The organism is Pseudomonas sp. HN2 (genome assembly GCF_020736465.1).
In the GTDB taxonomy this organism is placed as follows: Bacteria; Pseudomonadota; Gammaproteobacteria; order Pseudomonadales; family Pseudomonadaceae; genus Aquipseudomonas; species Aquipseudomonas moraviensis_A.
This window is the reverse complement of record NZ_CP085885.1, coordinates 4207538-4230343: the sequence shown is the minus strand read 5'-3', so window position 1 is coordinate 4230343 and position 22806 is coordinate 4207538. Positions and strand designations below refer to the sequence as shown.

General features: G+C 60.8%; 28 protein-coding genes. 15 read left to right on the top strand and 13 right to left on the bottom strand.

Translation table 11 applies throughout. From position 1 onward, the window contains the following. Nucleotides 1-60: 60 nt before the first annotated feature. Nucleotides 61-369, top strand: a complete 309-nt coding sequence (locus tag LIS66_RS18635) for a class I SAM-dependent methyltransferase (RefSeq protein ID WP_227972785.1) — start codon at nt 61-63, stop codon at nt 367-369. Between the two features lie 6 nt (nt 370-375). Here LIS66_RS18635 and greB read toward each other — a convergent pair whose 3' ends face one another. The 3 genes from greB to LIS66_RS18620 are packed head-to-tail and all read right to left on the bottom strand — an operon-like array spanning nt 376 to nt 4095. After that, complete coding sequence (greB, locus tag LIS66_RS18630) at nt 376-873, bottom strand: transcription elongation factor GreB (RefSeq protein WP_016770885.1); 498 nt, start codon at nt 871-873, stop codon at nt 376-378. Nucleotides 874-907: 34 nt separating this feature from the next. Continuing rightward, a complete protein-coding gene (locus tag LIS66_RS18625) occupies nt 908-3412 on the bottom strand; it encodes an ABC transporter permease (protein WP_227972784.1) in 2505 nt (834 codons plus the stop codon). Next, on the bottom strand, nt 3412-4095 hold the full coding sequence (locus LIS66_RS18620; RefSeq protein ID WP_016770883.1) for an ABC transporter ATP-binding protein: 684 nt from the start codon (nt 4093-4095) through the stop codon (nt 3412-3414). Before LIS66_RS18620 ends, LIS66_RS18625 begins: the two co-directional genes overlap by 1 nt. 10 nt (nt 4096-4105) lie before the next feature. Here LIS66_RS18620 and LIS66_RS18615 point away from each other — a divergent pair, with 10 nt between their 5' ends. From LIS66_RS18615 to LIS66_RS18605, 3 genes are all read left to right on the top strand, one after another. Continuing rightward, entirely contained in the window at nt 4106-4711 is a 606-nt protein-coding gene (locus LIS66_RS18615) for an arylesterase (protein WP_227972783.1), read from the top strand. A gap of 57 nt (nt 4712-4768) precedes the next feature. After that, a complete protein-coding gene (locus tag LIS66_RS18610; protein ID WP_016770881.1) occupies nt 4769-5062 on the top strand; it encodes a hypothetical protein in 294 nt (97 codons plus the stop codon). Between the two features lie 211 nt (nt 5063-5273). Beyond that, complete coding sequence (locus tag LIS66_RS18605) at nt 5274-6245, top strand: L,D-transpeptidase family protein (protein ID WP_042607894.1); 972 nt, start codon at nt 5274-5276, stop codon at nt 6243-6245. A gap of 123 nt (nt 6246-6368) precedes the next feature. On the opposite strand, the gene oprI is transcribed toward LIS66_RS18605, so the two are convergent. Then, nucleotides 6369-6620 (bottom strand): outer membrane lipoprotei OprI, encoded by a 252-nt coding sequence (gene oprI / locus LIS66_RS18600; RefSeq protein WP_003183784.1) that lies wholly within the window; start codon nt 6618-6620, stop codon nt 6369-6371. Nucleotides 6621-7258: 638 nt separating this feature from the next. Between oprI and LIS66_RS18595 the strand changes: the two genes are divergently transcribed. Continuing rightward, nucleotides 7259-7540 (top strand): GNAT family N-acetyltransferase, encoded by a 282-nt coding sequence (locus LIS66_RS18595; protein WP_016770879.1) that lies wholly within the window; start codon nt 7259-7261, stop codon nt 7538-7540. Between the two features lie 60 nt (nt 7541-7600). On the opposite strand, the gene LIS66_RS18590 is transcribed toward LIS66_RS18595, so the two are convergent. Together LIS66_RS18590 and LIS66_RS18585 are read right to left on the bottom strand one after the other, a co-directional pair. Then, nucleotides 7601-8677 carry a 3-deoxy-7-phosphoheptulonate synthase gene (locus LIS66_RS18590; protein ID WP_016770878.1) on the bottom strand — a complete coding sequence of 359 codons (1077 nt, stop codon included), beginning with the start codon at nt 8675-8677 and terminating at the stop codon, nt 7601-7603. Nucleotides 8678-8806: 129 nt separating this feature from the next. After that, the gene (locus LIS66_RS18585; RefSeq protein WP_041478403.1) at nt 8807-9250 is read right to left on the bottom strand and encodes a PilZ domain-containing protein; all 444 of its coding nucleotides are present in this window, start codon (nt 9248-9250) and stop codon (nt 8807-8809) included. On the opposite strand from LIS66_RS18585, the gene LIS66_RS18580 reads away from it, so the two are divergent. From LIS66_RS18580 to cysB, 5 genes are all read left to right on the top strand, one after another. After that, entirely contained in the window at nt 9249-9635 is a 387-nt protein-coding gene (locus LIS66_RS18580) for a thioredoxin family protein (RefSeq protein ID WP_042607893.1), read from the top strand. The two genes, LIS66_RS18585 and LIS66_RS18580, sit on opposite strands and share 2 nt — an antisense overlap. Beyond that, the gene (locus tag LIS66_RS18575; protein ID WP_227972782.1) at nt 9632-10588 is read left to right on the top strand and encodes a putative 2-dehydropantoate 2-reductase; all 957 of its coding nucleotides are present in this window, start codon (nt 9632-9634) and stop codon (nt 10586-10588) included. The genes LIS66_RS18580 and LIS66_RS18575 overlap by 4 nt, the downstream gene beginning before the upstream one ends. 22 nt (nt 10589-10610) lie before the next feature. Next, on the top strand, nt 10611-11516 hold the full coding sequence (locus LIS66_RS18570; protein ID WP_024013777.1) for a 5'-nucleotidase: 906 nt from the start codon (nt 10611-10613) through the stop codon (nt 11514-11516). A 98-nt stretch (nt 11517-11614) separates the two neighbouring features. Then, nucleotides 11615-12118, top strand: coding sequence for a universal stress protein (locus LIS66_RS18565; protein WP_016770874.1), 504 nt, complete (start codon nt 11615-11617; stop codon nt 12116-12118). A gap of 112 nt (nt 12119-12230) precedes the next feature. Then, nucleotides 12231-13205: an HTH-type transcriptional regulator CysB gene (gene cysB, locus LIS66_RS18560; protein WP_016770873.1), complete on the top strand. Its 975-nt coding sequence runs from the start codon at nt 12231-12233 to the stop codon at nt 13203-13205. Nucleotides 13206-13214: 9 nt separating this feature from the next. Here cysB and LIS66_RS18555 read toward each other — a convergent pair whose 3' ends face one another. Both LIS66_RS18555 and LIS66_RS18550 read right to left on the bottom strand, forming a co-directional pair. Continuing rightward, the gene (locus tag LIS66_RS18555; protein WP_042607891.1) at nt 13215-13697 is read right to left on the bottom strand and encodes a GreA/GreB family elongation factor; all 483 of its coding nucleotides are present in this window, start codon (nt 13695-13697) and stop codon (nt 13215-13217) included. Between the two features lie 2 nt (nt 13698-13699). Continuing rightward, nucleotides 13700-14113 (bottom strand): hypothetical protein, encoded by a 414-nt coding sequence (locus LIS66_RS18550; protein ID WP_042607890.1) that lies wholly within the window; start codon nt 14111-14113, stop codon nt 13700-13702. Between the two features lie 125 nt (nt 14114-14238). Here LIS66_RS18550 and earP point away from each other — a divergent pair, with 125 nt between their 5' ends. Next, nucleotides 14239-15381 carry an elongation factor P maturation arginine rhamnosyltransferase EarP gene (gene earP, locus LIS66_RS18545; protein ID WP_227972781.1) on the top strand — a complete coding sequence of 381 codons (1143 nt, stop codon included), beginning with the start codon at nt 14239-14241 and terminating at the stop codon, nt 15379-15381. Between the two features lie 48 nt (nt 15382-15429). After that, nucleotides 15430-15999, top strand: a complete 570-nt coding sequence (locus tag LIS66_RS18540) for an elongation factor P (RefSeq protein WP_003226785.1) — start codon at nt 15430-15432, stop codon at nt 15997-15999. A gap of 186 nt (nt 16000-16185) precedes the next feature. Here LIS66_RS18540 and LIS66_RS18535 read toward each other — a convergent pair whose 3' ends face one another. The 4 genes from LIS66_RS18535 to LIS66_RS18520 form a co-directional block, all read right to left on the bottom strand. Next, entirely contained in the window at nt 16186-17196 is a 1011-nt protein-coding gene (locus LIS66_RS18535) for an alpha/beta hydrolase (protein WP_227972780.1), read from the bottom strand. A 36-nt stretch (nt 17197-17232) separates the two neighbouring features. Beyond that, complete coding sequence (locus LIS66_RS18530) at nt 17233-17652, bottom strand: organic hydroperoxide resistance protein (RefSeq protein ID WP_007940002.1); 420 nt, start codon at nt 17650-17652, stop codon at nt 17233-17235. Between the two features lie 324 nt (nt 17653-17976). Beyond that, nucleotides 17977-18432 carry a MarR family winged helix-turn-helix transcriptional regulator gene (locus LIS66_RS18525; protein ID WP_042607887.1) on the bottom strand — a complete coding sequence of 152 codons (456 nt, stop codon included), beginning with the start codon at nt 18430-18432 and terminating at the stop codon, nt 17977-17979. A 74-nt stretch (nt 18433-18506) separates the two neighbouring features. Beyond that, complete coding sequence (locus LIS66_RS18520) at nt 18507-19463, bottom strand: LysR substrate-binding domain-containing protein (RefSeq protein ID WP_042607886.1); 957 nt, start codon at nt 19461-19463, stop codon at nt 18507-18509. Between the two features lie 112 nt (nt 19464-19575). Between LIS66_RS18520 and LIS66_RS18515 the strand changes: the two genes are divergently transcribed. Beyond that, nucleotides 19576-20322 (top strand): sulfite exporter TauE/SafE family protein, encoded by a 747-nt coding sequence (locus tag LIS66_RS18515; protein ID WP_301291685.1) that lies wholly within the window; start codon nt 19576-19578, stop codon nt 20320-20322. Here LIS66_RS18515 and LIS66_RS18510 read toward each other — a convergent pair. Next, on the bottom strand, nt 20312-21166 hold the full coding sequence (locus LIS66_RS18510; protein WP_227974533.1) for a LysR substrate-binding domain-containing protein: 855 nt from the start codon (nt 21164-21166) through the stop codon (nt 20312-20314). The two genes, LIS66_RS18515 and LIS66_RS18510, sit on opposite strands and share 11 nt — an antisense overlap. A gap of 97 nt (nt 21167-21263) precedes the next feature. Between LIS66_RS18510 and LIS66_RS18505 the strand changes: the two genes are divergently transcribed. After that, nucleotides 21264-21485: a DUF1127 domain-containing protein gene (locus tag LIS66_RS18505; RefSeq protein ID WP_042607883.1), complete on the top strand. Its 222-nt coding sequence runs from the start codon at nt 21264-21266 to the stop codon at nt 21483-21485. Between the two features lie 64 nt (nt 21486-21549). Further along, nucleotides 21550-22785, top strand: coding sequence for a winged helix-turn-helix domain-containing protein (locus LIS66_RS18500; protein ID WP_042607882.1), 1236 nt, complete (start codon nt 21550-21552; stop codon nt 22783-22785). The last annotated feature ends 21 nt before the right edge of the window (nt 22786-22806 follow it).

The window sequence follows — 22806 nt, the reverse complement described above, 5'->3', positions numbered from 1 at the left end:
CGCTGGTTCGGTGTTGCCTCTCACCTGCCATGCAGACTTTTGAGGCAGAGACACGACACGATGAATGCACTACACCCTCCAGCACGTCCCGCGCCGATCACGGCCCATGTCACCCAGCGCAACCCGAAAATTCTTCTTGGCGGCAAACACCAGCCGACGCTGTTGCGTTATCTCGATGGCTGGCCACGTCGCAGCGGCGGTCCTGCCGCGTTCCTGATCCAGTTTGTCGATGATGGCGAGTCGCTGGCGCGTTTCGCCACTGACAGCTTTGATCTGGCGGTGATTCAGGCGCCGAGCGCAGAAGAGGCGCCGGAAATGATCAAGCAACTGACCCGCGTTGCGCGGCAGGGCTTGATCACCCGGCGCTGATTGTTCTTACGGGTATTCAATCGCCACGATGTAAACGAACTGCTCGCCGGTCGGCGTCTGCACCCGCACTTCGGCGTCGAGTGCCTTGCCGATGAGAGCGCGGGCCAGCGGTGAGTCGATGCTGATCAAACCGAGTTTGAGGTCCAGTTCATCGGGGCCGACGATGCGGTAGCGCGACTGCTTGCCGTCTTCGTCTTCGATAGTGACCCAGGCACCGAAATAGACCTTGTTCGGGTCACTGGGTTTTTCGCTGACTACCTTGAGCGCTTCCAGACGCTTGGTGAGAAAACGTACGCGACTGTCGATTTCGCGCAGCATTTTTTTGCCGTAGGTGTACTCGGCGTTTTCCGAACGATCACCCTGCGCCGCCGCTTCACTCACCGCCTGGGTGACCTGCGGGCGACGCACATGCCACAACTCATGGAATTCAGCGCGCATCCGCGCTTCACCTTCGGGGGTGATCAGCGCGGTGCCGGCGGTGCGGGGAGGGCGATAACGGCTCATGGCAACTTCTTGTGATTAAGACCGCCTGAGTCTATCAACCCTCGCGCAACACTGTCAGTGGGCTGGCGTTCAGTGCGCGACGCGTGCCGAACACCCCGGCTCCCCCTATCAATGCGGCGCCAATCAACGGCAGCACCAGCAGCCAGGGATGCGGATGCCATGGCAGGTCGAAGGCGAAGCGGTACAGCACCAGGCTGACCACCTCCGAACCGATCGCCGCGAGCAAGCCGCTGACCGCGCCCAGCAAACCGAACTCGATACGCCGCGCCTTGATCAGCAACTGCCGCTCGGCACCCAGCGCACGCAACAGCGCACCTTGGCGGATGCGTTCATCCAGCGTCGCCTGCAGGCCGGAGAACAGCACCGCCATCCCCGCAGCGAGAACAAACAACAGCACATATTCCACCGCCAGGGTGACCTGGGCGAGGATGCTGCGCAGCTGTTCGAGCAAGGCTTCGACCTGCAGGATGGTCACCGCCGGGAAGGTCCGCGACAGCTCGACGATCTGCTGATCGTGCCCTGGTGCCAGATAGAAACTGGTGAGGTAGGTCGCCGGGAGATCCTTCAAGGTGCCCGGCTGGAAGATCATGAAGAAGTTCGGCTGGAAGTTGTCCCAGTTGATCTCGCGCAGGCTGGTGACCTTCGCTTCGCGATTGACCCCGCCGACACTGAACACCATGTGATCGCCGAGTTTGAGTTTCAGGCTTTCGGCAACTTTGCCTTCCACGGAAACGCCTGGCACATCGTCGGACGGCTGACCGCTCCACCATGAGCCAGCGGTGAGCTTGTTGCCGGCCGGCAGATCCGCCGCCCAGGTCAGGCTCAGGTCGCGCTGAATGGCGCGGTCTCCGGCGGAATCCTTGCTGACGATTTGTTGCACCGCCTCGCCATTGATGCTGATCAGCCGCCCCGGCACCACTGGATACAGTGGCGCCGCTTGCGCGGACACCTTGATCAGGTGATCGGCGAAGGCCTGCTTGTCAGCCGGGAGGATGTTCAGCGCGAAGTAGTTCGGCGCATTTTTCGGTAGCTGGTTCTGCCAGGTGTCCAGCAACTCACCGCGCAGCAGCGCGATCAGTGCCATCGACAACAGGATCAGGCCGAAGGCCAGGGATTGTCCGGCCGCGGCCAACGGATGCCGCAACAACTGGCCAAGGCCCAGGCGCCATGGCAACGAAGCGCGGGCGAGCATGCGGCGCAGGCTTTGCAGCAACAACAGCAGCAGGCCGCCGAGCACAAGCGCGGCGACCACGCCACCGCCGAGCAGGGCGAAAGTCAGCAGCAGGTCGAGGCTCAGACGCCACATGATCAGGCCCAGCGCACCCAGCGCCGCGCCATAGACCATCCACGTACTCGACGGGATCGGCAGCATGTCGCGACGCAATACCCGCAGCGGTGGCACGCGACCGAGGGCGGCCAGCGGCGGCAGGGCAAAACCGGCCAATGCCACCAGCCCGGTGCCGATCCCGGCAATGGCTGGAAACAGGCCACCCGGCGGCACATCGCTCGGCAGCAAATCATGCAGCAGTGCGAACAGGCCCAGTTGCGCCAGCCAGCCGAGCAGGGCGCCACTGATCGCCGCAATCAGACCCAGCGCGGTGAGCTGCAGACTGAACAGCACCATGGTTTCCCGCCGCGATAATCCGAGGCAGCGCAGCAAGGCACTGGCGTCGAACCGCCGGCTGGCGAAACGGTTGGCCGACAACGCCACCGCCACCCCGGCCAGCAACACCGCGACCAGACTGGCCATGTTCAGATAGCGCTCGGCTTTGCCCAGCGCACCGCCAATCTGCCGGTTACCATCACGGGCATCCTGGATTCGCTGGTTTGCAGCCAGGCCCGGTTTGATCAGTTCGCGATAGGTTTCCAGCGCCTGCGGTTCGCCGCGCCACAGTTCGCGGTAGCTCACCCGGCTGCCCGGTTGCACCACGCCGGTGGCGGCGAGGTCATCGAGGTTGATCAGCACCCGGGGCGTCAGGCTGTAGAAGTTGCCGGCGCGATCCGGCTCGTAGGTCAGCACGCGCGTCAGCTTCAAAGTCTTCATGCCGACATCGATGCTGTCGCCGATCTTCAGATCCAGCGCGGTCAACAGGCGCGCCTCGACCCAGGCTTCACCGGGTTGCGGTTCGCCGCCGACTTCTTCCTGGGCAAATGGCGCGGGCGCGCTTTTCAGCTCGCCACGCAGTGGATAGGCTCGGTCGACAGCTTTGATGCTCGACAGCTGAATGCCGTTGTCGGTGGCAATGACGCTGGAGAACTCCACCACTTGCGCATGATTCAGGCGCAGTTCGGTGCCGCTGCGGATTTGCTCCTCGCGGGCCGGCGAGCTGCCTTCCAGAACCAGGTCGGCACCGAGAAACTCGGTGGCACGCAGCATCATCGCGCCATTGAGGCGAGCGCCGAAATAGCCAATCGCGGTGCTCGCCGCGACGGCTACCACCAGCGCAAAGAACAACACGCGCAACTCACCAGCGCGGGCATCGCGCATGAGCTGGCGCAGGGCGAGGCTGAACAGACGCAACAGCGGCAGACGTGCCATCAAGGCTCCAGAGGGGCGACCAGCAGCCCGGCTTCAAGACGGATCAGGCGCCGGCAGCGATGGGCCAGGCGTTCGTCGTGGGTCACCAGCACCAGAGTGGTGCCGCGTTCCTTGTTCAACTCGAACAGCAAGTCGCTGATGCGCTCGCCGGTGTGGCTGTCGAGATTGCCGGTGGGTTCGTCGGCGAACAGCACGTCCGGTTCGGCGGCGAAGGCGCGGGCGATGGCCACACGTTGCTGTTCGCCACCGGAGAGCTGGCGCGGCGAGTGGGTCAGGCGCTGGCCGAGGCCGACGCGCTGAAGCAGTTGCGTGGCGCGCTCGCGGGCATCTTTGCGGCCATCAAGCTCGAGCGGCAGCATGACGTTTTCCAGCGCATTGAGGCTGTCGAGCAACTGGAACGACTGGAAGACAAAACCGACGTGCTCGGCGCGGATTCGCGCGCGCTGGTCTTCGTCGAGATTGCTCAGGCCCTGGCCGGCGAGGGTGACTTCGCCGCTGCTCGGCAGGTCGAGGCCGGCGAGCAGGCCGAGGAGGGTGGATTTGCCGGAACCGGACGCGCCGACGATGGCCAGGCTGTCGCCCTTGTTCAGTTCCAGGCTGAGTTCGTGCAGGATAGTCAGTTCACCTTCCGCGCTAGGGACCACTTTGCTGAGGTTCTTCGCGGTGAGAATGCTTGCGCCCATGGAGAATCCGATGCGTGTATGGTTTTTGAGTGCTGGCCTGGCCTTGATGTGCATGGCCCAGAACGCAGCGGCGGGTACTGTCCTGATCGTTGGCGATAGTATCAGCGCCGGTTTCGGCCTGGATACCCGTCTGGGGTGGGTGTCGCTGCTTGAGCAGCGGCTCGAACAAGAGGGTTTCGACGATAAAGTGGTCAACGCCTCGATCAGTGGCGACACCAGCGCCGGAGGCCAGGCGCGGCTGCCGGCGCTGCTTGCAGAGCATAAGCCTGAGTTGGTGATCCTCGAACTGGGTGGCAACGATGGCCTGCGCGGGATGCCGCCAACGCAATTGCAACAAAATCTTGCCTCGATGATCGACAGCTCGCGCCAGAGCGGCGCCAAAGTGCTGTTGCTCGGCATGCAACTGCCACCCAACTATGGCAAGCGTTACACCGATTCGTTCGCCGAGGTTTACGGCAGGCTCGCTGACGAGAAAAAGGTCCCGCTGGTGCCGTTTTTTCTGGAAGGCGTCGGCGGTCATCCGGACCTGATGCAAGCCGACGGTCTGCACCCGGCCGCCGGGGCTCAGGGCAAGTTGCTGGAAAATGTCTGGCCGACGCTGAAACCGCTGTTATGAGGCTTTTCTACAGGCAGGCTTTCGGCTAATGTGGCGCCCCCTAATTTGGAGCCCCCGATGCCGCGTCCTGCCTGGTCCCTGTTTGCCTACCAACTGATCGAGCCTGACGAGCAGCTGGACCTGTTCGCCTGCCAGGAAGTGCGGGTACATCTGGTGACGCGTCAGCTGGAACTCGGAGGCTCGGCTGACCGCACGCTCTGTGGCACGCTGCTGCCGGCGCAACCGCGCTGGTCGAATGTTGATCGCCGGGTGTTTCAGGATCAGCGCCTGTGCTCGCTGTGCCGGGCGATTCTCGAATCGCAGAAGCGCGGTACCTCGCCGATCTGGCCCGAGCTGCGTTTCGAGCTCTGAGTGTTCAAGATCAAAAATGTGGGAGCGAGCCTGCTCGCGAAGGTCTTTTCAATCGACATTCATGCTGGCTGACACACTGCTTCCGCGAGCAGGCTCGCTCCCACCCTGAACGCACCCTGTCGCCTATGGCCGCGCTACCTCCCCGAATCCCCAAGCCGCGGTGTACAATCGCGCCCTTATACCCTTGATGATCATGCGAAGGATTTTCCGGATGTTGCCGCGCTTTCCTGCCGTCACCCGCTGCCTGTCACTTGCCGCCCTGTGTGTGGCCGGTCCCGTTGCTGCATTGGAGCTTCCCCTGCCACCACCCGGCGAGGACATCGTCGGTCAGGTGCAGGTGATCAAAGCCAAGTACGAAGACACCTTCGCCGACCTGGGCACTACTTACGATCTGGGCTATTCGGAGATGGTTGCGGCCAACCCGGGCATCGATGCCTGGCTGCCGGGCGCCGGCACCGAGATCGTCCTGCCGACCCGGTTCATCCTGCCGCCGGGCCCGCGTGAAGGCATCGTCATCAACCTCGCCGAATACCGCCTCTATTACTACCCGAAAGGCCGGGACGTGGTGTACACCTTCCCGCTGGGCATCGGCCGTGAAGGCTGGGGCTCGCCGATCGCGCATACCTCGATCATCGCCAAGACGCCGAACCCGACGTGGACTCCTCCGGCCTCGATCAAGGCTGAGCACGCCGCAGACGGTGATCCGCTGCCCAACGTGGTACCAGCCGGACCTGACAATCCGCTGGGCCCGTTCAAGTTCACTCTCGGCACGCCGGGTTACCTGATCCACGGTTCGAACAAGAAGTTCGGCATCGGCATGCGCACCAGTCACGGTTGCTTCCGCATGTTCAACAACAACGTGCTGGAGATGGCCGGCATGGTCCCGGTCGGCACCTCGGTGCGCATCATCAACGACCCGTACAAGTTCGGACGCAGCGGCGGCAAGGTCTATCTGGAAGCGCACACGCCGCTCGACGACAACGGCAACCCGTCTGTAGTCGACAAGCACACGGCGGTGATCAACGCGATGCTCAAGCGTGAAGACATCACCAGTAACCTGCGCATGAACTGGGACGTGGTGCGTGATGTGGTCGCGGCCGAAGATGGCCTGCCGGTCGAGATCGCCGTGCCGAACGCTTCGGCGCCGATGGTGAGCAGTGCACCGATCGATCTGCAGCAATAAGCGTTGATCGAAACCCGCCGATGCGAGAGCGTCGGCGGGTTTTTTAGTGCCCGGAGGAAAGTACCGGGCACAAAAAAGCCGACCCGGAAACCGGATCGGCTCGATAACAATCCCGAGGGATTATTACTTGCGGCTAGCTTTTTCCAGCATGCGCAGAGCACGCTCGTTAGCTTCGTCAGCAGTCTGTTGTGCTTTTTGAGCAGCAGCCAGAGCTTCATCAGCTTTACGGTAAGCTTCGTCTGCACGAGCCTGGGAGCGAGCAGCTGCGTCTTCAGTAGCTGTCAGACGTGCTTCGGTTTCTTTCGATGCGCTGCTGCAACCGGTAGCCAGAACTGCGGCCAGAGCCAGAGCAGAGAATTTCAGAACGTTGTTCATCGTGTTCCCCTTCAAGGACTTTCAAATTAAGTGGCTGTCTCCTCACGATTGAGGAAATAGCCGGCGTACATACTACCCATTACTTGTAGTAAGTAAACTGACGTAGCGCAAGAAGCAAAAAAAATTGTAGGCGTTGATTCTTTTTCGAGCAACTTTTAACTGCGCTGTATAAAAAATATCCAGCTGCAAGCCCCGGTGTGAGCGACTCAAACGGAAAAAGTTCCCACCCTTGCATGCTCTTTTTGCGAGTTCGGCGAGAGTCTTTCTAAATGAATTCGTCCACACTTTTGTTCTGCTTCTGCGAACCGCTTCGCGTATCTTTGTTGATGTTCAGGTGACTTTAAAAAAGGTCGCACGTCTTAAGTCTCAACATTCCGGCAATGTTCAGGCAAACGGCACGCGAAGAACGTCTTGCGGCCATCCTGCGAGCATCGAAGCCTTCGCCCACCGACTGTGCGATGACGAGCGTACCTTGAGCATTTTTGCCAATGGTGCCTACTATTCAATTGGTGTCAGGTTGCGCGAGATCGGTGTGGCTCTTCTCGGTGTCCATCAGGCACGGGGTGGCGTAGATGTTCCTTCGCCGGGAAAACATCGGTAAGGTAGGGGTCACAATTCAAGACCCGCGAGGAGTAGTGATGAGCGAGGCGTTGTCCATCCACCATGACCAGGCTGGTCATCAATTCGAGACCACCGTGGACGGTCATCGTGCTTACCTGACCTACATGGATCTGGGCAAGCAGACCCTGGATATCTATCGCACCTTCGTGCCCAATGCCCTGCGCGGTCGTGGCATCGCCGCAGCGCTGACTGAACGCGCGCTGCAATACGCCGAAGAAATGGGCTACACGGTGATCCCGTCCTGCTCCTACGTCGAGCGCTACATGGAACGTCATCAGCGCCGCGCCGCAAAAATCTGAATCGCACACGCAAAAACGCCGGGCATTGCCCGGCGTTTTTTTATGTCCGCGAAACCATGCTTACGTGCGCTGGCGTTTCGGCAATACGTCCTTGAGCTTGGCGTGCATGCTGCGCAAGGTGTTTTCAGTGGCGGACCAATCGATGCAGGCATCGGTGATCGACACGCCGTATTGCAGGTCGGCGAGGTCTTTCGGGATCGCCTGGCAGCCCCAGTTCAAGTGGCTTTCAACCATCAGGCCGATGATCGACTGGTTGCCTTCAAGGATCTGGTTGGCGACGTTTTCCATCACCAGCGGTTGCAGGGCCGGGTCCTTGTTGGAGTTGGCGTGGCTGCAATCGACCATGATGTTCGGCTTGATCTTCGCCTTGTTCAGCGCCTGCTCGCACAGGGCCACGCTGACCGAGTCATAGTTCGGCTTGCCATTACCGCCGCGCAGCACCACGTGACCGTAGGCGTTGCCTTTGGTGGTGACGATCGATACGCCACCTTCCTGGTTGATGCCGAGGAAACGATGCGGGCTGGACACCGACTGCAAGGCGTTGATCGCCACGGTCAGGCCGCCATCGGTGCCGTTCTTGAAGCCGACCGCCGAGGACAGGCCGGAAGCCATCTCGCGGTGAGTCTGGGATTCGGTGGTACGCGCGCCGATGGCCGACCAGCTGATCAGATCCTGCAGATATTGCGGGGAGATCGGGTCGAGGGCTTCGGTCGCGGTCGGCAGGCCTTTTTCGGCCAGGTCCAGCAGCAACTGACGACCGATGTGCAGGCCATCCTGGATCTTGAACGAGTCATCCAGGTACGGATCATTGATCAGACCTTTCCAGCCGACGGTGGTACGCGGCTTCTCGAAATACACGCGCATGACCAGGTACAGGGTGTCGGAGACTTCCTCGGCCAGCACCTTGAGGCGATCGGCGTATTCGTGGGCAGCCTTGATGTCATGAATCGAGCACGGGCCGATCACGACGAACAGACGGTGGTCGGTGCCATCGAGAATGTTGCGAATGACTTCGCGGCCCTTGGTGACAGTGCGCAGGGCGGCGTCGCTCAGGGGGATATCACGCTTGAGCTGATCGGGAGTGATCAGGGTCTCGTTAGAGGCGACGTTTAGGTCGTTGATCGGTAAATCAGCCATCGTTTACTCGTCAGGTCACGGGTGCCGGCCGCCAGCGATCCCCGCGCGGCGGAGCACAGCAGATTTAGCGCGTCGGGGGAGCCGAACCTTAGCGCGTCAGACGCGGCTCGACAATGGGCAAACCGTGCTTTAGTCCAGCGCTGGCTGCGCAAAAGCCTTGCGCAGGTTGTCGTGGGAGAACTCTTCGGCATGCTCCTCGACCCATTGCAGGGCCAGCGCCTGAATATCCTGCAGGTCATCGTGGCTGTCCTGCATGCGCGAATAGCGTTCGATCTGACACACCTGCTCACCCATTCGCGCGCTGAACAGAGTCTGTTCGTCAGTGAAGGCGATGCCCACCAGATAGCCTTTTTTGCGGCGCAGACACCAGGCCACATAGCCCGGACAACAGAAGTCGGCATTCAGCGTCGGCATGCGCACTTGCAACGCGGTGCCGTGGCGCCAGGCGCGGTGGTAATTGCAAGCGATGCCGCCGAGGCTGATAGTGTGCAGCTGTTGTCTGGAAATGCATTCAGGCTTGAGTAACGTCAATTCAACCGGCACTTCGTCCGGATGAGGAATGAAACGTCCCATGAGCACAGACTCCCTGTGTCGGCCATCTGACATTGTTTCTCCCAGTATAGTGGCCGAATCCGAGCTGACCGACTTTGACGCCGACCAGCGGCTGCTGGCGATGAAAGGGGTTTGCTTGGTGATTTTCACCAGCGTCGGCTGCGCCAGTTGTCGCTATGCCCGCGAGGTGTTGCCGGGCATGCCGCTGGCAATCGATCGGCTGTGCTGGATCGACGCCGGCAACAATGGCGGCCTGGTCGAGCGTTATCAGGTGTTTCATTTGCCGGCGCTGTTTGTGGTGCGCGACGGCGAGTTCTTTGGCGCAGTGCACAGCCGCCTGACGGTTGACGGTCTCAACCAGGCCGTGGCGCAGGCGCTGGGTCGAATTGCAGAGGAGTTGCCATGAGCGAGACAGTCAGCAAACCGGTGGTGGGGATTATCGGCACCGGTGCAATCGGCGGTTTTTACGGGGTGATGCTGGCGCGTGCCGGTTTCGACGTGCACTTCTTGTTGCGCAGCGAATTTTCCGCAGTGGCGGAGCGTGGTTTGCAGATCAACAGTTCGGTGCACGGTGCGTTGACGCTGAATCCGGCGAATGCCTATTGCGCTGCCGAAGACATGCCGCGCTGCGACTGGCTGCTGGTCGGCACCAAAACCACCAGCAACGCAGGTCTCGCGCCGGCGATCATTCAAGCGGCCAAACCTGACGCAAAAGTGCTGTTGCTGCAAAACGGTCTGGATGTCGAAGACAGCCTGCGGCCGCTGCTGCCGGATTCGCTGCATCTGCTCGGCGGCCTGTGTCTGATCTGCGTAAATCGCGAAGGCCCGGGGCAGATTACCCACCAGGCCCTTGGCGCGGTGAACGTTGGTTACCACAGCGGTCCGGCCATTGATGAAGTGGCGCGCATGGCGATTGTCGAAGAAGGCGCCGGGTTGTTCCGCGCCGCTGGCATCGACTCTCAAGCGATGGCCAACGTGCATCAGGCGCGCTGGCAGAAACTGGTGTGGAATATTCCCTACAACGGACTTTCGGTATTGCTCGGCGCGGGCACTGAAGCGCTGATGGCCGATGCCGACAGCCGCGTGTCGATTCAGGCGCTGATGGCCGAAGTGGTGCAGGGCGCGAGGGCTTGCGGATACGAGATCCCGCCCGGCTATGGCGAGTACCTGTTTACCATGACGGAAAAAATGCCCGATTACTGGCCGAGCATGTACCACGACTTTTCACACAAACGCCCGCTGGAGCTGGAGGCGATCTACGCCCGGCCACTGGCGGCGGCGAAAGCGGCGGGCTGCGAGTTGCCGCGCATCGAGGCGTTGTATCGCCATTTGGGTTTCATCGACCGACGCAATACTTGAGTCGGTTGTTCTGGGGGAAGGCATGGCCAATAACATCGATGACAAACTGGTGCTGGCGATTTCCTCGCGCGCCTTGTTCGACCTGAGCGAAAGCCACAAGGTCTATCTGTCGAGCGGCGTCGAAGCCTATCGGCAATATCAGATCGAGCACGAAGACGAAATTCTCGCGCCGGGCGATGCGTTCCCGCTGGTGGAAAAACTCCTGAGCCTGAACAGTCGCCTCGGCCGCGCGCGGGTCGAGGTGATTCTGGTCTCGCGCAACAGCGCCGACACCGGGCTGCGCGTGTTCAATTCGATTCACCATTATGGGCTGGCGATTTCCCGCGCGGCGTTCGTTGGTGGGCGCAGTCCGTATCCGTACCTGAAAGCGTTTGGTTGTGACCTGTTTCTCTCGACTCACGCTGAAGACGTGCGCGCGGCGCTGGATGCAGGATTTGCCGCGGCAACGATCCTGTCCGGTGGCGCCAGCCGCGCGGCCAGCGATGAATTGCGCATTGCCTTCGACGGTGACGCGGTGATTTTTTCCGACGAGTCCGAGCGCGTCTATCAGTCTGGTGGTCTGGAAGCGTTTCAGGCCAAGGAACGCGAGTCGGCCCGCGAGCCGTTACGTGGCGGGCCGTTCAAAGGCTTCCTGGCTGCGCTGAATCTGTTGCAGCGCGAGTTTCCCGACGACGACTGCCCGATCCGCACGGCGCTGGTGACCGCGCGTTCGGCGCCGGCCCATGAGCGGGTGATTCGCACCTTGCGGGAATGGGATATCCGTCTCGATGAATCGCTGTTTCTCGGTGGCCTGACCAAATCGGCGTTCCTCGAAGCCTTCGCCGCTGACGTGTTCTTCGATGACCAGACCGGCCATTGCGAGCTGGCCCGTGAAGTGGTCGCCACCGGCCATGTACCCCATGGCATCAGCAACGAACCGCCGATCTAGAGCCTTTTCATTCAGGACGTTGCGTCGCACGTCGCACTCGCCAAGGCACTGCTAAGCTGAATCAATCTCCGCCATCGTTGGCTCGCGAGGAGGTCCCGATGATTCGCTCAATGCTGTATGCCACCGACCTCGGTCTCTATGCACCGTTCGTGATGCAGCATGCCCTGGCGTTAGCGCGCACCTTCAATGCCGATCTGTATGTAGTGCACGCGGTGGAACCCATGGGCCTGTTTGCCGAGTCGGTGCTGCAAAGCTATCTCGACGAACAGGCATTGAACGAATTCCATAGTCAGGGTCTGAAAACAGTCATCGCCAATATCGAACAGCGGGTGCTCGACAGCTTTCGTGAAGAACTGGGGGACGACGGCGAACAGGATCTGCAGCGCATTCGCGCAGTGCGCGTGCTGCAGGGCGATCCGTCGCAGGTGATTCTCGATCAGGTGCACAAGCTCTCGGTCGATCTGCTGATCGTCGGCAGTCACAGCCATGGCGTCGGCGCTGAAACGCCGTTGGGGCGCACGGCGGCGCGGGTGCTGCAACTGGCCAAGGTGCCGGTGTATCTGGTGCCGTTGATGGAGCGCCGGCGGCGGGAAGATCGTTGAAGCAGGAATAATGGCGTTTTGATAAAAAGTTCTAGATTTATTCTTCAAACCATTAATATAGTTATATACCGTCGCTGATGCCCGTGGCGTCTACCTGCTTTGAGGGATTGATATGAAGCTTCAACAACTGCGCTACATCTGGGAAGTGGCGCACCACGACCTCAACGTTTCCGCTACCGCCCAAAGCCTGTACACCTCGCAACCGGGCATCAGTAAGCAGATCCGCCTGCTGGAAGACGAACTGGGCGTCGAAGTCTTCGCCCGCAGCGGCAAGCACCTGACCCGCGTCACCCCGGCCGGCGAGCGCATCATCACCACCGCCGGCGAGATTCTGCGCAAGGTCGAGAGCATCAAGCAGATTGCCCAGGAATTCTCCAACGAGAAAAAAGGCACGCTGTCGATCGCCACCACCCACACCCAGGCACGTTATGCGCTGCCGCCGGTGATCAGCAATTTCATCAAGCAATACCCGGACGTGGCGCTGCACATGCATCAGGGCTCGCCGATGCAGATCGCCGAAATGGCCGCTGATGGCACCGTCGATTTCGCCATCGCCACTGAAGCGCTGGAGCTGTTCGGGGATCTGGTGATGATGCCGTGCTACCGCTGGAACCGTTGCGTGGTCGTGCCTCATGGGCACCCGCTGACCAAGCTGCCGAAGCTGACCCTCGAAGCGCTGGCCGAATACCCGATCGTTACTTATGTGTTCGGTTTTACCGGCCGCTCCAAACTCGACGAAGCGTTCAGCCATCGTGGGCTGACCCCGAAAGTGGTATTCACCGCTGCTGACGCCGACGTGATCAAGACCTACGTGCGCCTGGGCCTGGGCGTGGGCATCGTGGCGAAAATGGCCGTCGATACCAAACTCGATAACGACCTGGTGGTGCTGGATGCCAGCGAGTTGTTCGAGTCGAGCATCACCAAGATCGGTTTCCGTCGCGGCACGTTCCTGCGTGGTTTCATGTGCGACTTCATCGAGAAGTTCGCCCCGCACCTGACCCGCGAAGTCATGGCCAAAGCCATTCAGTGCCACAACAAGCAGGAACTGGAAGAGCTGTTCGACGGTGTCGAACTGCCGGTCCACTAAGGTCCCGCCTCAAAGCACCTCGGTGACAGCGAACTGTTGCCGGGTGCCCGCCACCAGAATCTCCACCTCATCGCCTTCGAACTTGCCCAGCAGGCTTTTGCCCAGTGGCGAGCGCGGGGTGATGACGGTGATCGGCTGACCCACTACATCGACTTTCAGGCCCGCCGCATCCGGCGCCAGAAACAGCCATTGCTCGCGACCCTTTTCGTCTTCCAGACCGAGCAGGGCGCCGACTTCGATACCGCGGTTTTCATCGTAGGCACGCAACGTCAGGTTCTGGCACAGCGCCAGTGACTGACGGATCTCCTCAACCCGTTTCGCCTGACCGGCCGCCAGATACGAAGCCTCCAGCCCCAGGGTGTCGTATTTGTTTTCGGCGATGTTTTCTTCGTGGGTCGCGGTTTCGTAAGCGGTTTGCGCGGCGCGCTCGGCAATGTCGAGGTCGATGCGCAGCTTGTCGAGAATCAATTGGTGGACGCTGTGTTTGTTCATGATCAATCGCAGAATTGCAAAACGTTGGCGCGGCTCTTTTCGGTTGGCGCGGTCTGGTCCTGCTGCAGCCAGAACTGGCATTTCGGATTGGATGCATTGCGCGAATTGGCGCGTGCCTGATCCAGTCGCGCCTGCTGTTCATTCTTGCGCAGGTTTTCTTCGTACTGTTGGAACATCGGCGTTGGCGGCGGCGCAACGTCCGGCTGTGGCTCGACGGCTGCTGGTGGATTGACGCGCTGCTGCACCGCTTGCGCGACAGGGGCCAGTTGCTCGGCAAAAAACAGACGCGAGAGCAGCCAGCAAGTCAGCGCGATCGCGAGAAACCCCAGCCACAGGCCCAATGCGATGCTGCCGGTCAGATGCAGCGCGCTAAGCTGAACAGGCAAGGGACGACGCGGATTCGGACGGTAGGGCATGGCGGCCTCCTGGCGGATGGTTGCAGGCAAGTGACGATTGTCGCACGAAGATTAATCGCCGTCGGCTCTTCTGCGCGAGCGCATTTATGCGGACAATCGAGGTTTTTTGCCAACGGGAGAACGGCATGCCTGAAGCGAAACCCCGCTGGGATATTTTCTGCACCGTGGTCGACAACTATGGCGACATCGGCGTGACCTGGCGCCTGGCCCGGCAATTGGTGGCCGAACAGGCCTTGCCGGTGCGCCTGTGGGTAGATGATCTGCGTGCGTTCGAGCGCCTCTGCCCAGAGATCGATATCGATCTTGCGCAGCAGTGGCAGCAGGGTGTCGACGTGCGACAGTGGCCGAGCGAGTGGCGGCATGCGGACGCTGCCGACGTAGTCATCGCAGCCTTCGCCTGTCAACTGCCGACTGATTACATGGACAGCATGGCCGCCCGGAAAACGCCGCCGCTGTGGCTCAACCTCGATTATCTCAGCGCCGAAGACTGGGTCACCGGTTGCCACGGCTTGCCGTCGGTGAAATACAAATCGGTGCAGAAGTTCTTCTTCTTTCCGGGCTTCAAACCGGGCACCGGCGGCCTGCTGCGTGAACGCGGACTGCTCGAACAGCGTCGGCAGTTTCAGCAGGATCGACCGGCGCAGCGACAATTCCTGCAGGGCCTGGGCATCGATCCTGCGCCCGGCGCACAGCTGATCTCGCTGTTTGCTTACGAGAATGCCGGGTTGGCCAGTTGGCTGGATGTGCTGGCCGCCGATGCACAGCCGACGCACCTGCTGGTGCCGGAAGGGCGGATTCTCGGTGATGTGGCGCGCTGGCTGGACGTGGAGATCCTGACGGTCGGGGCGATTCATGTGCGCGAGTCGCTGACCGTGCAAGTGCTGCCATTCGTCCGTCAGGACCAATACGATCATTTGCTCTGGTGCTGCGATTTCAATGCGGTGCGCGGTGAAGACTCATTCGTGCGCGCGCAATGGGGGGGGCGGCCGATGCTCTGGCACATCTATCAGCAGGACGACGACATCCATCTGGACAAGCTCGATGCTTTCCTCGCGCTCTACACCCAAGGGCTTTCACCTGCGGCCGCTGAGGCGATGAACGGTCTGTGGCGCGCCTGGAGCGCTGGTCAACCGATCGGCGAGCACTGGCTGAGGGTGCGAAAACATTGGCCGGAACTTGAGGAAAACGCCGAGGCATGGTGTCTGGAACAGGCCTTGCAGGCGGATCTTGCCACGGCGCTGGTACAGTTTTATGTAAATTGGATATGATACGCGGCCTAGATTTTTGTAAATCCCATCCAAATTCGGATATTCGCAATGAAAACTGGTAAAGAACTCAAACCCGGTACCGTGATCCGTATCGACAACGATCCTTGGCTGGTTCAGAAAGCTGAATTCACCAAGTCGGGCCGTAACAGCGCGATCATGAAGACCAAGCTGAAGAACCTGCTGACCGGTTACAAGACCGAAACCGTTTACGGTGCGGACGACAAACTGGACGACGTGATCCTGGATCGTAAAGAAGCCACCCTGTCGTTCATCAGCGGTGACACCTACACGTTCATGGACACCACTGACTACACCATGTACGAGCTGAACGCCGAAGACATCGAAAGCGTTCTGCCTTTCGTTGAAGAAGGCATGACCGACGTTTGCGAAGCCGTGTTCTTCGAAGAGCGTCTGGTTTCCGTAGAGCTGCCGACCACCATCGTGCGTCAGGTCGACTACACCGAAGGCTCCGCTCGCGGTGACACTTCCGGCAAGGTGATGAAGCCTGCCAAACTGAAGAACGGTACCGAACTGTCGGTTGCCGACTTCATCGAAATCGGCGACATGATCGAGATCGACACCCGCGAAGGCGGTTCCTACAAAGGCCGTGCCAAATAAGCACTGCTTTTTGCGGAAAGAAAAAACCCGACCATTGAGTCGGGTTTTTTTGTGCCTGCGGTATTTGCGGCAGCGCGAATCCCTTGTAGGAGTGAGCCTGCTCGCGATGGCGGTGATTCAGTCGCTGAAGATGTTGACTGAGACGACGCTATCGCGAGCAGGCTCACTCCTACAGGAGGGCTGCGGTTATTTCAGGTGTTCCTTGAGCTCCTGCGAAGCCTGCAACATCGCCGAACGCACCGCTGGCACCTGGCTGACCACGTTGAGCAAACCGTAATCGTGGATCATGCCGTTGTAGCGCACCGACGTAACCGGCACTCCGGCTTCGTCGAGTTTGCGCGCATAGGCTTCGCCTTCATCGCGCAGTACATCGGCGCTGGCCGTCTGCACCAGTGCAGGCGGCAGGCCTTTGAGTTGCGCGGTGGTGGCGCGCAGCGGTGAGGCGTAGATGTCGTTGCGCTGTTTGGCGTCGGTGGTGTAGTTGTCCCAGAACCACTTCATCATGTTGCGAGTGAGGAAGTGCCCTTCGGCGTACTGGTTGTACGAACCGGTGTCGAAGTTGGCATCGGTCACCGGCCACAGCAGCACCTGGAATTTGATTGCCGGGGTGCCCTTGTCCTTGGCCATCAGCGCGACCACTGCGGCCATGTTGCCGCCGACGCTGTTGCCGGCCACGGCCAGGCGCTTGCCGTCGACATTGATCTCTTTACCGTGTTCCGCCACCCACTTGGTCGCAGCGTAGGCCTGATTGATTGCCACCGGGTAATGCGCTTCCGGCGATGGGGTGTAATTGACGAACACCGCCGCCGCCCCCGAACCGACCACCAGATCCCGCACCAGACGTTCGTGAGTCGGGAAGTCCCCCAGTACCCAGCCGCCGCCGTGGAAGAACATGAACACCGGCAGCTCACCCTTGACCCCGGCCGGCCGGACGATGGTCAGGCTCAACGGTTGGCCATCGACCTGCACGGTCTTCTCGCTGACATCGGCTTTGGGCAGTGTCAACTTGACCCCGGATTGCGCGCCGACCAGCACGGCGCGGGCATCCTTGGGCGACAGCTGCTCGATCGGTTTGCCGCTGCCGGCATTCAGCGCATCGAGAAATGCCTGGGTGTTGTGTTCGACATCACCGGCAAAAGCGCTGTGCACCGACAGGGCGAGAAGGGTACCGGTCAAGACTTTGCTGAAAGTGTTCATGTTCAATTTCCTTGTTCGGGCCGGGGGCTTCAGTGCTTACACGGTCACGTGCAGACGGACATCGACGTTGCCACGGGTGGCGTTGGAGTACGGGCAGACCTGGTGAGCAGCGTCGACCAGCGATTGCGCGTCGGCCTGTTCGAGGCCCGGCAGGCTGATGTGCAAGTCGATGTCCAGACCGAAACCGCCAGGGATCTGGCCGATGCCGACGTGGGCGGTGATTGATGCGTCGTCAGGAATTTTGCGCTTGGTCTGGCTGGCAACGAATTTCAGTGCGCCGATGAAGCAGGCCGAGTAACCGGCAGCGAACAGTTGCTCAGGGTTGGTCGCCGCGCCGCCAGCACCGCCGAGTTCTTTCGGAGTGGCCAGTTTGACGTCGAGAACGTTGTCGCTGGAGATCGCACGACCGTCACGGCCGCCAGTGGAAGTTGCGATTGCGGTGTAGAGAGTTTGCATGATGTGAGCCTCGTTGGTTGTGGTGTTGTGCGCTAATTGTTTGCGCGCTAAGTAGGTGTGAAGAGAATGTATAGCGCTAATGTTTAGCGCGCAAGATAAATTTTCGAAAAAACTTGGAGGAATGCGACTGTCTGAAGATCAATTAGCTTGAAAGACTTGAATTAGAGCGGTCGGAGGGAAAGGTGAAGGGTGAAATATTTTCTGGCGGTGGAGATCAATTGTAGGAGTGAGCCTGCTCGCGATTGCGGTGGGTCAGTCACCGCCTGTGTAGCCTGACAGACCGCAATCGCGAGCAGGCTCACTCCTACAGGGGGCTGCGTGCGTTCAGTTGAGGCTGTCTTGCAGATGACCGCGCAGCGCTTGCAGCTCGGCCTGTAACTTCTGCAGGCGTTCAAGGGTGAAGCCGCTGGCGCCAAGAATGCACTGCGGCACGGTCTGCGCCTTGTCGCGCAATGCCCGGCCTGCTGCGGTCAGCTCGACAATCACCACGCGTTCATCTTCACGACTGCGGGTGCGGCTGAGCAGGCCTTCGGCTTCCAGTCGTTTGAGCAACGGTGTCAGCGAACCCGGATCGGTCAGCAGGCGCGCGCTGATTTCTCCGACGGTCAAACCGTCCTTCTCCCACAACACCATCATCGCCAGATACTGCGGATAGGTCAGCCCCAGCGCCTGCAATAGCGGCTTGTAGACCTTGGTCATCATCAGCGAGGTCGAGTGCAGGGCGAAGCACGCCTGATTGTCGAGCAGCAGGTCGTCGCAATTGTCGCGTTCGGAAGTCATGTCAAAGCCTTGATCGTTGATCGTTTTGAATCTAGCGCTCGAACCTTTAATGCGCCAGATAAATATGCCCGGCGTCAGTGCCCGGCGAATTGCCGTTGCAGCGCCAGATCCCACGGCGGCACCGGACTGAAGCGGGTTTTGAGGTATTCCAGCAGCAGGCGACTGCGTGAATGGATCTGCTGTTCCATGCGCAGTGCGTAAATGCCGGTGGACTCCGGTGGCGGCAGGCCGTTTTCGCAGAATAGCGGCACCAGCTCGCCGCGCAGCAGGTATTCACTGGCCAGCCAGGTTGGCAGGTGTGCGACGCCCAGACCCGCCGCCGCGCCACATGCCAGGGCTTCGGCATTGTTGGCGCTCAGGCGCACGCGCGACGGACGGTGTAGTTGCAGCTGCCCATCCACTTCGAATTTCCAGGCAAAGGGCGGGGCGAGGCCTTCCCAATCGAGGCCGTCGTGTTCGCTCAACTGCGCGGGATGATTGGGCATGCCACGACGCTTGAGGTAGTCAGGACTCGCGCAGGCCACGCGGACCATGCTGGCCAAGGGCGTGGCGACCAGACGCGAGTCGGCCAACTGCCCGGTACGCAGCACCAGATCGACCTTGCCCAGACTGCTGCCGGCCATGTCGATGAAGCTGTCGATCAGATGCATCTGCACATCGAGTCCCGGGTACAGCAGGAGAAAGTCGGCGATCACCGGCGCCAGATGCCGCCGTCCGAACGCTGCTGGCGCATCGATGCGGATCAAGCCTTCCGGCGCGCTGCTCAACGAAACGGCCTCGGCGCGGGCCAGCTGCAATTCGGCGATGATCCGCCGCGCCCGTTCGGCAAAGGCCAGTCCGGCCGAAGTCGGCAGCACGGCATGGGTGCTGCGCACAAACAGCTGGCTGCCGACGGCACTTTCCAGGCTGTCGATCCGCCGGGCTACAGCGGAAGGCGTCAGCGGATGACGGCGCGACGCGGCAGAAAAGCTGCCACTCTCCAGCACGTCGAGAAACAGACCAAGCTGCTCTGTCAATTGGTTGGGATTCATGTGAAACCACGCTTGTGCAAAATCGGCACAGCCATTGTGCGTTGCTGTGCGTTTCCCCGCTAGGCGCGAGTGCGTAGCATTGGCCGCCTGTCGTTAGAGGATTACGCTTGTGATGGATTTTCTGTTGTACCTGCTGTTCGGCGCTGCCCTTGGCACATTGGGCGGGATCTTTGGCATTGGCGGCGGTTTGATCGCGATTCCGTTGCTCGGCGTGTGGTTCGGCCTTGATCAGCAGATCGCCCAAGGCACGGCGCTGGTGATGGTGGTGCCCAACGTCATGCTGGCGCTGTGGCGTTATCACCAGCGCAACCGCATCGAATTGCGCCATGCGCTGCCGCTGGCGGTGATGGGTTTCTGCTTCGCCTGGCTCGGCTCGATCTGGGCAGTGGGCATTGATGCGCAAACCATGCGCATCGGCTTTGTCGCGTTTCTGGTGGCGCTGTCGGCCTACAACCTGTTGAAGATGTTCGGCCCGCGCCCGGCGCCGACTGCCGAGATGCGCTATTCGTGGCCTTGGCTGGGTGTGCTTGGCGCGGCGTCAGGAACCATGGGCGGCTTGTTCGGCGTGGGTGGCGCCGTGGTCGCCACGCCGGTGCTGACCAGCCTGTTCGGCACCACGCAGGTGGTCGCTCAGGGCTTGTCATTGGCGCTGGCCTTGCCGAGCACCGGTGTGACGCTAGTGACTTACGCGGTGCACCACGAAGTCGACTGGATGATCGGTTTGCCGCTGGCAGTCGGTGGTCTGCTCAGCATCAGTTGGGGCGTGAAAGTTGCCCACGCCATGCCGGAGAAACTGCTGCGCGGGCTGTTCTGCGGCTTCCTGGTGCTGTGTGCGGTGATGCTCGCGTTTAAAGTTTGAAGCCTTCGACGATGTGCTCGGCCAGGCACTCGGTGATCGGCGACGGGTTGTTCAGGTTGCGGATCAGCATGATGCTCGCCTCGGGCAACAGCGGCAGGTCTTCGGCGGCGCCGAGGATGCGCATGTCCGGGGTGATCAGGCTTTCCAGCTGCGCGGTGATCGCCAGACCCGCGCTGACCACCGCCATCAGCGCCGACAGGCTGCTGCTGTTGTAGGCGATGCGGTAATCGCGGCCCATCGCGTCCAGCGCATTGCACGCCCACAAGCGGCAGAAACAGTCGCTGTTGAACATCGCCAACGGCAACGGCGTCTGTTCGTGGGCGCTGAAGTTCTGCGCCTCGGCCCAGACAAAGCGCTCCTTGCGCAATAACTGGCCAATCTCGTTACCCGGTTCACGGGTGACGATCGACAAATCCAGATCAGTGCGTTGCAGCAACTGCTTGCTCGACTCGCAATGCACCTCGATCTGGATCAGCGGATAGAACTGCGCAAATCGCGACAGGATCCCCGGCAGAAAACGCATCACATAATCATCCGGAGTACCGATGCGCACGGTGCCGACCATGTGCGGCTCGCGCAGGGTGTTGAACACCTCACTGTGCAGCTTGAGGATGCGCCGCGCGTAACCGAGCAGCACCTGGCCCTCAGCGGTCAAGCGCAGCTGGCGACCATCGCGCTCGAACAGCTGGCGCTGCAACACGTCTTCTTCCAGGCGTTTCATCTGCATGCTCACCGCCGACTGGGTGCGATTGACCATCTCGCCAGCACGGGTGAAACCGCCCTGATCGGCAATCGCGACGAAGGTGCGCAGGACATCGGTATCGATACTGGGGTACGCGGACAATTGATGAATCTCCGTGATGCATGCCATCAGAAACATTCGTTGGATTGATCTTAGCGCCGGCGCGAGACTTGAGCCATCCACAAAAGGAGGCAAGACGATGAAAGGTCAAAGAGAGTATGTAAGTGAACAACAGCAGGCTGGCCACGGGCATATCGTGTCCGATCTGCTGCACAAGTTCAGCCGTTGGTACGAGCTGCACCGTGAGCGGGAAATGCTCGCCGGGCTGAGCGACGAAGCGTTGAAGGACATCGGCATCAGCCGCGCCGATGTCGAACACGAAACCGTGCGGCCGTTCTGGGACGACCCGATGCATAAATGATGAGGCCATCGCTACACAAACCCCTTTCAGGTGAGGTAGGTTGCGAGCAGACATGGAGGAATCAATGCCCGCGACAGTGTCCTTTTCCATCAAACAGGCGCGACGTCTGGCGCTGGCTGCCCAAGGGTTCAATGGGCGCCAGCCGCCGACCGTCAACGCCAGCCACCTCAACCGGCTGATCGATCGGCTGGGTCTGCTGCAAATCGATTCCGTCAATGCCGTGGTGCGCTCGCACTACCTGCCGCTGTTTTCCCGCCTTGGTTCCTATTCTTCCGACTTGCTCGACCAGGCTGCCTGGAGTTCGGGGCGTCGCCGTACGCTGTTCGAATACTGGGGCCATGAAGCGTCGCTGCTGCCGCTGTCGATGTATCCGTTGCTGGGCTGGCGGATGCAGCGAGCCAGGCGGGGCGAGGACATCTATCAGCACTTGGCGAAGTTTGGTCGCGAACAACAGGAAATCATTCGCCGCGTGCTGGCCACGGTTGAAGAGCGGGGCGCGTTGGGCGCGGGAAGTCTGTCGACCCGCGAAGACAAGGCCGGGCCGTGGTGGGACTGGAGTGCTGAGAAACAGGCATTGGAATGGCTATTCGCTGCCGGCGAGGTGACGGTGGCGGGGCGACGCGGGTTTGAGCGTTTGTACGATTTACCCGAGCGGGTGATTCCGGCAGCGATCCTGCAGCAGCCGCTGGCGGATGAGGCCGAAGCACAACGCGGTTTGCTGTTGCACGCAGCGCAAGCGCTGGGCGTCGGTACGGAGAAAGATTTGCGCGATTATTTCCGGCTGAATCCTGCGGATGCACGGCCGCGTCTGGCTGAGCTGGTCGAGGCGGGGCAATTGCAGATGTGCGAAGTCGGCGATTGGCGGCAGATCGTCTATTGCCTGCCGGAGCCCAAGGTGCCGCGCAAGGTCATTGCCAGTGCGCTGTTGTCGCCGTTCGACTCATTGATCTGGGAACGCAGCCGCACCGAGCGCCTGTTCGATTTCCGTTACCGCCTGGAGATTTACACGCCGCAGCCCAAGCGGGTTTACGGCTATTACGTGCTGCCGTTTTTGCACAACGAGCGGATCGCGGCGCGAGTCGATTTACGCGCCGAAAGAGCGGCGGGGCAGTTGGCGGTGCATGCGGTTCACGAGGAAGAGCCGGGGCTGGACGAGGAGGGGATGTTGGCGCTGGCCCTGAATTTGCGGCGGATGGCGGGTTGGTTAGGGCTTGAGCGGGTGCAGTTGAATTGTCAGCGCGAGAGTGCGGCTCGGCTCAGGCTGGCATTGGCGCAACTGGATGGCACCGGCTCCCTGTAGGAGCTGCCGAAGGCTGCGATC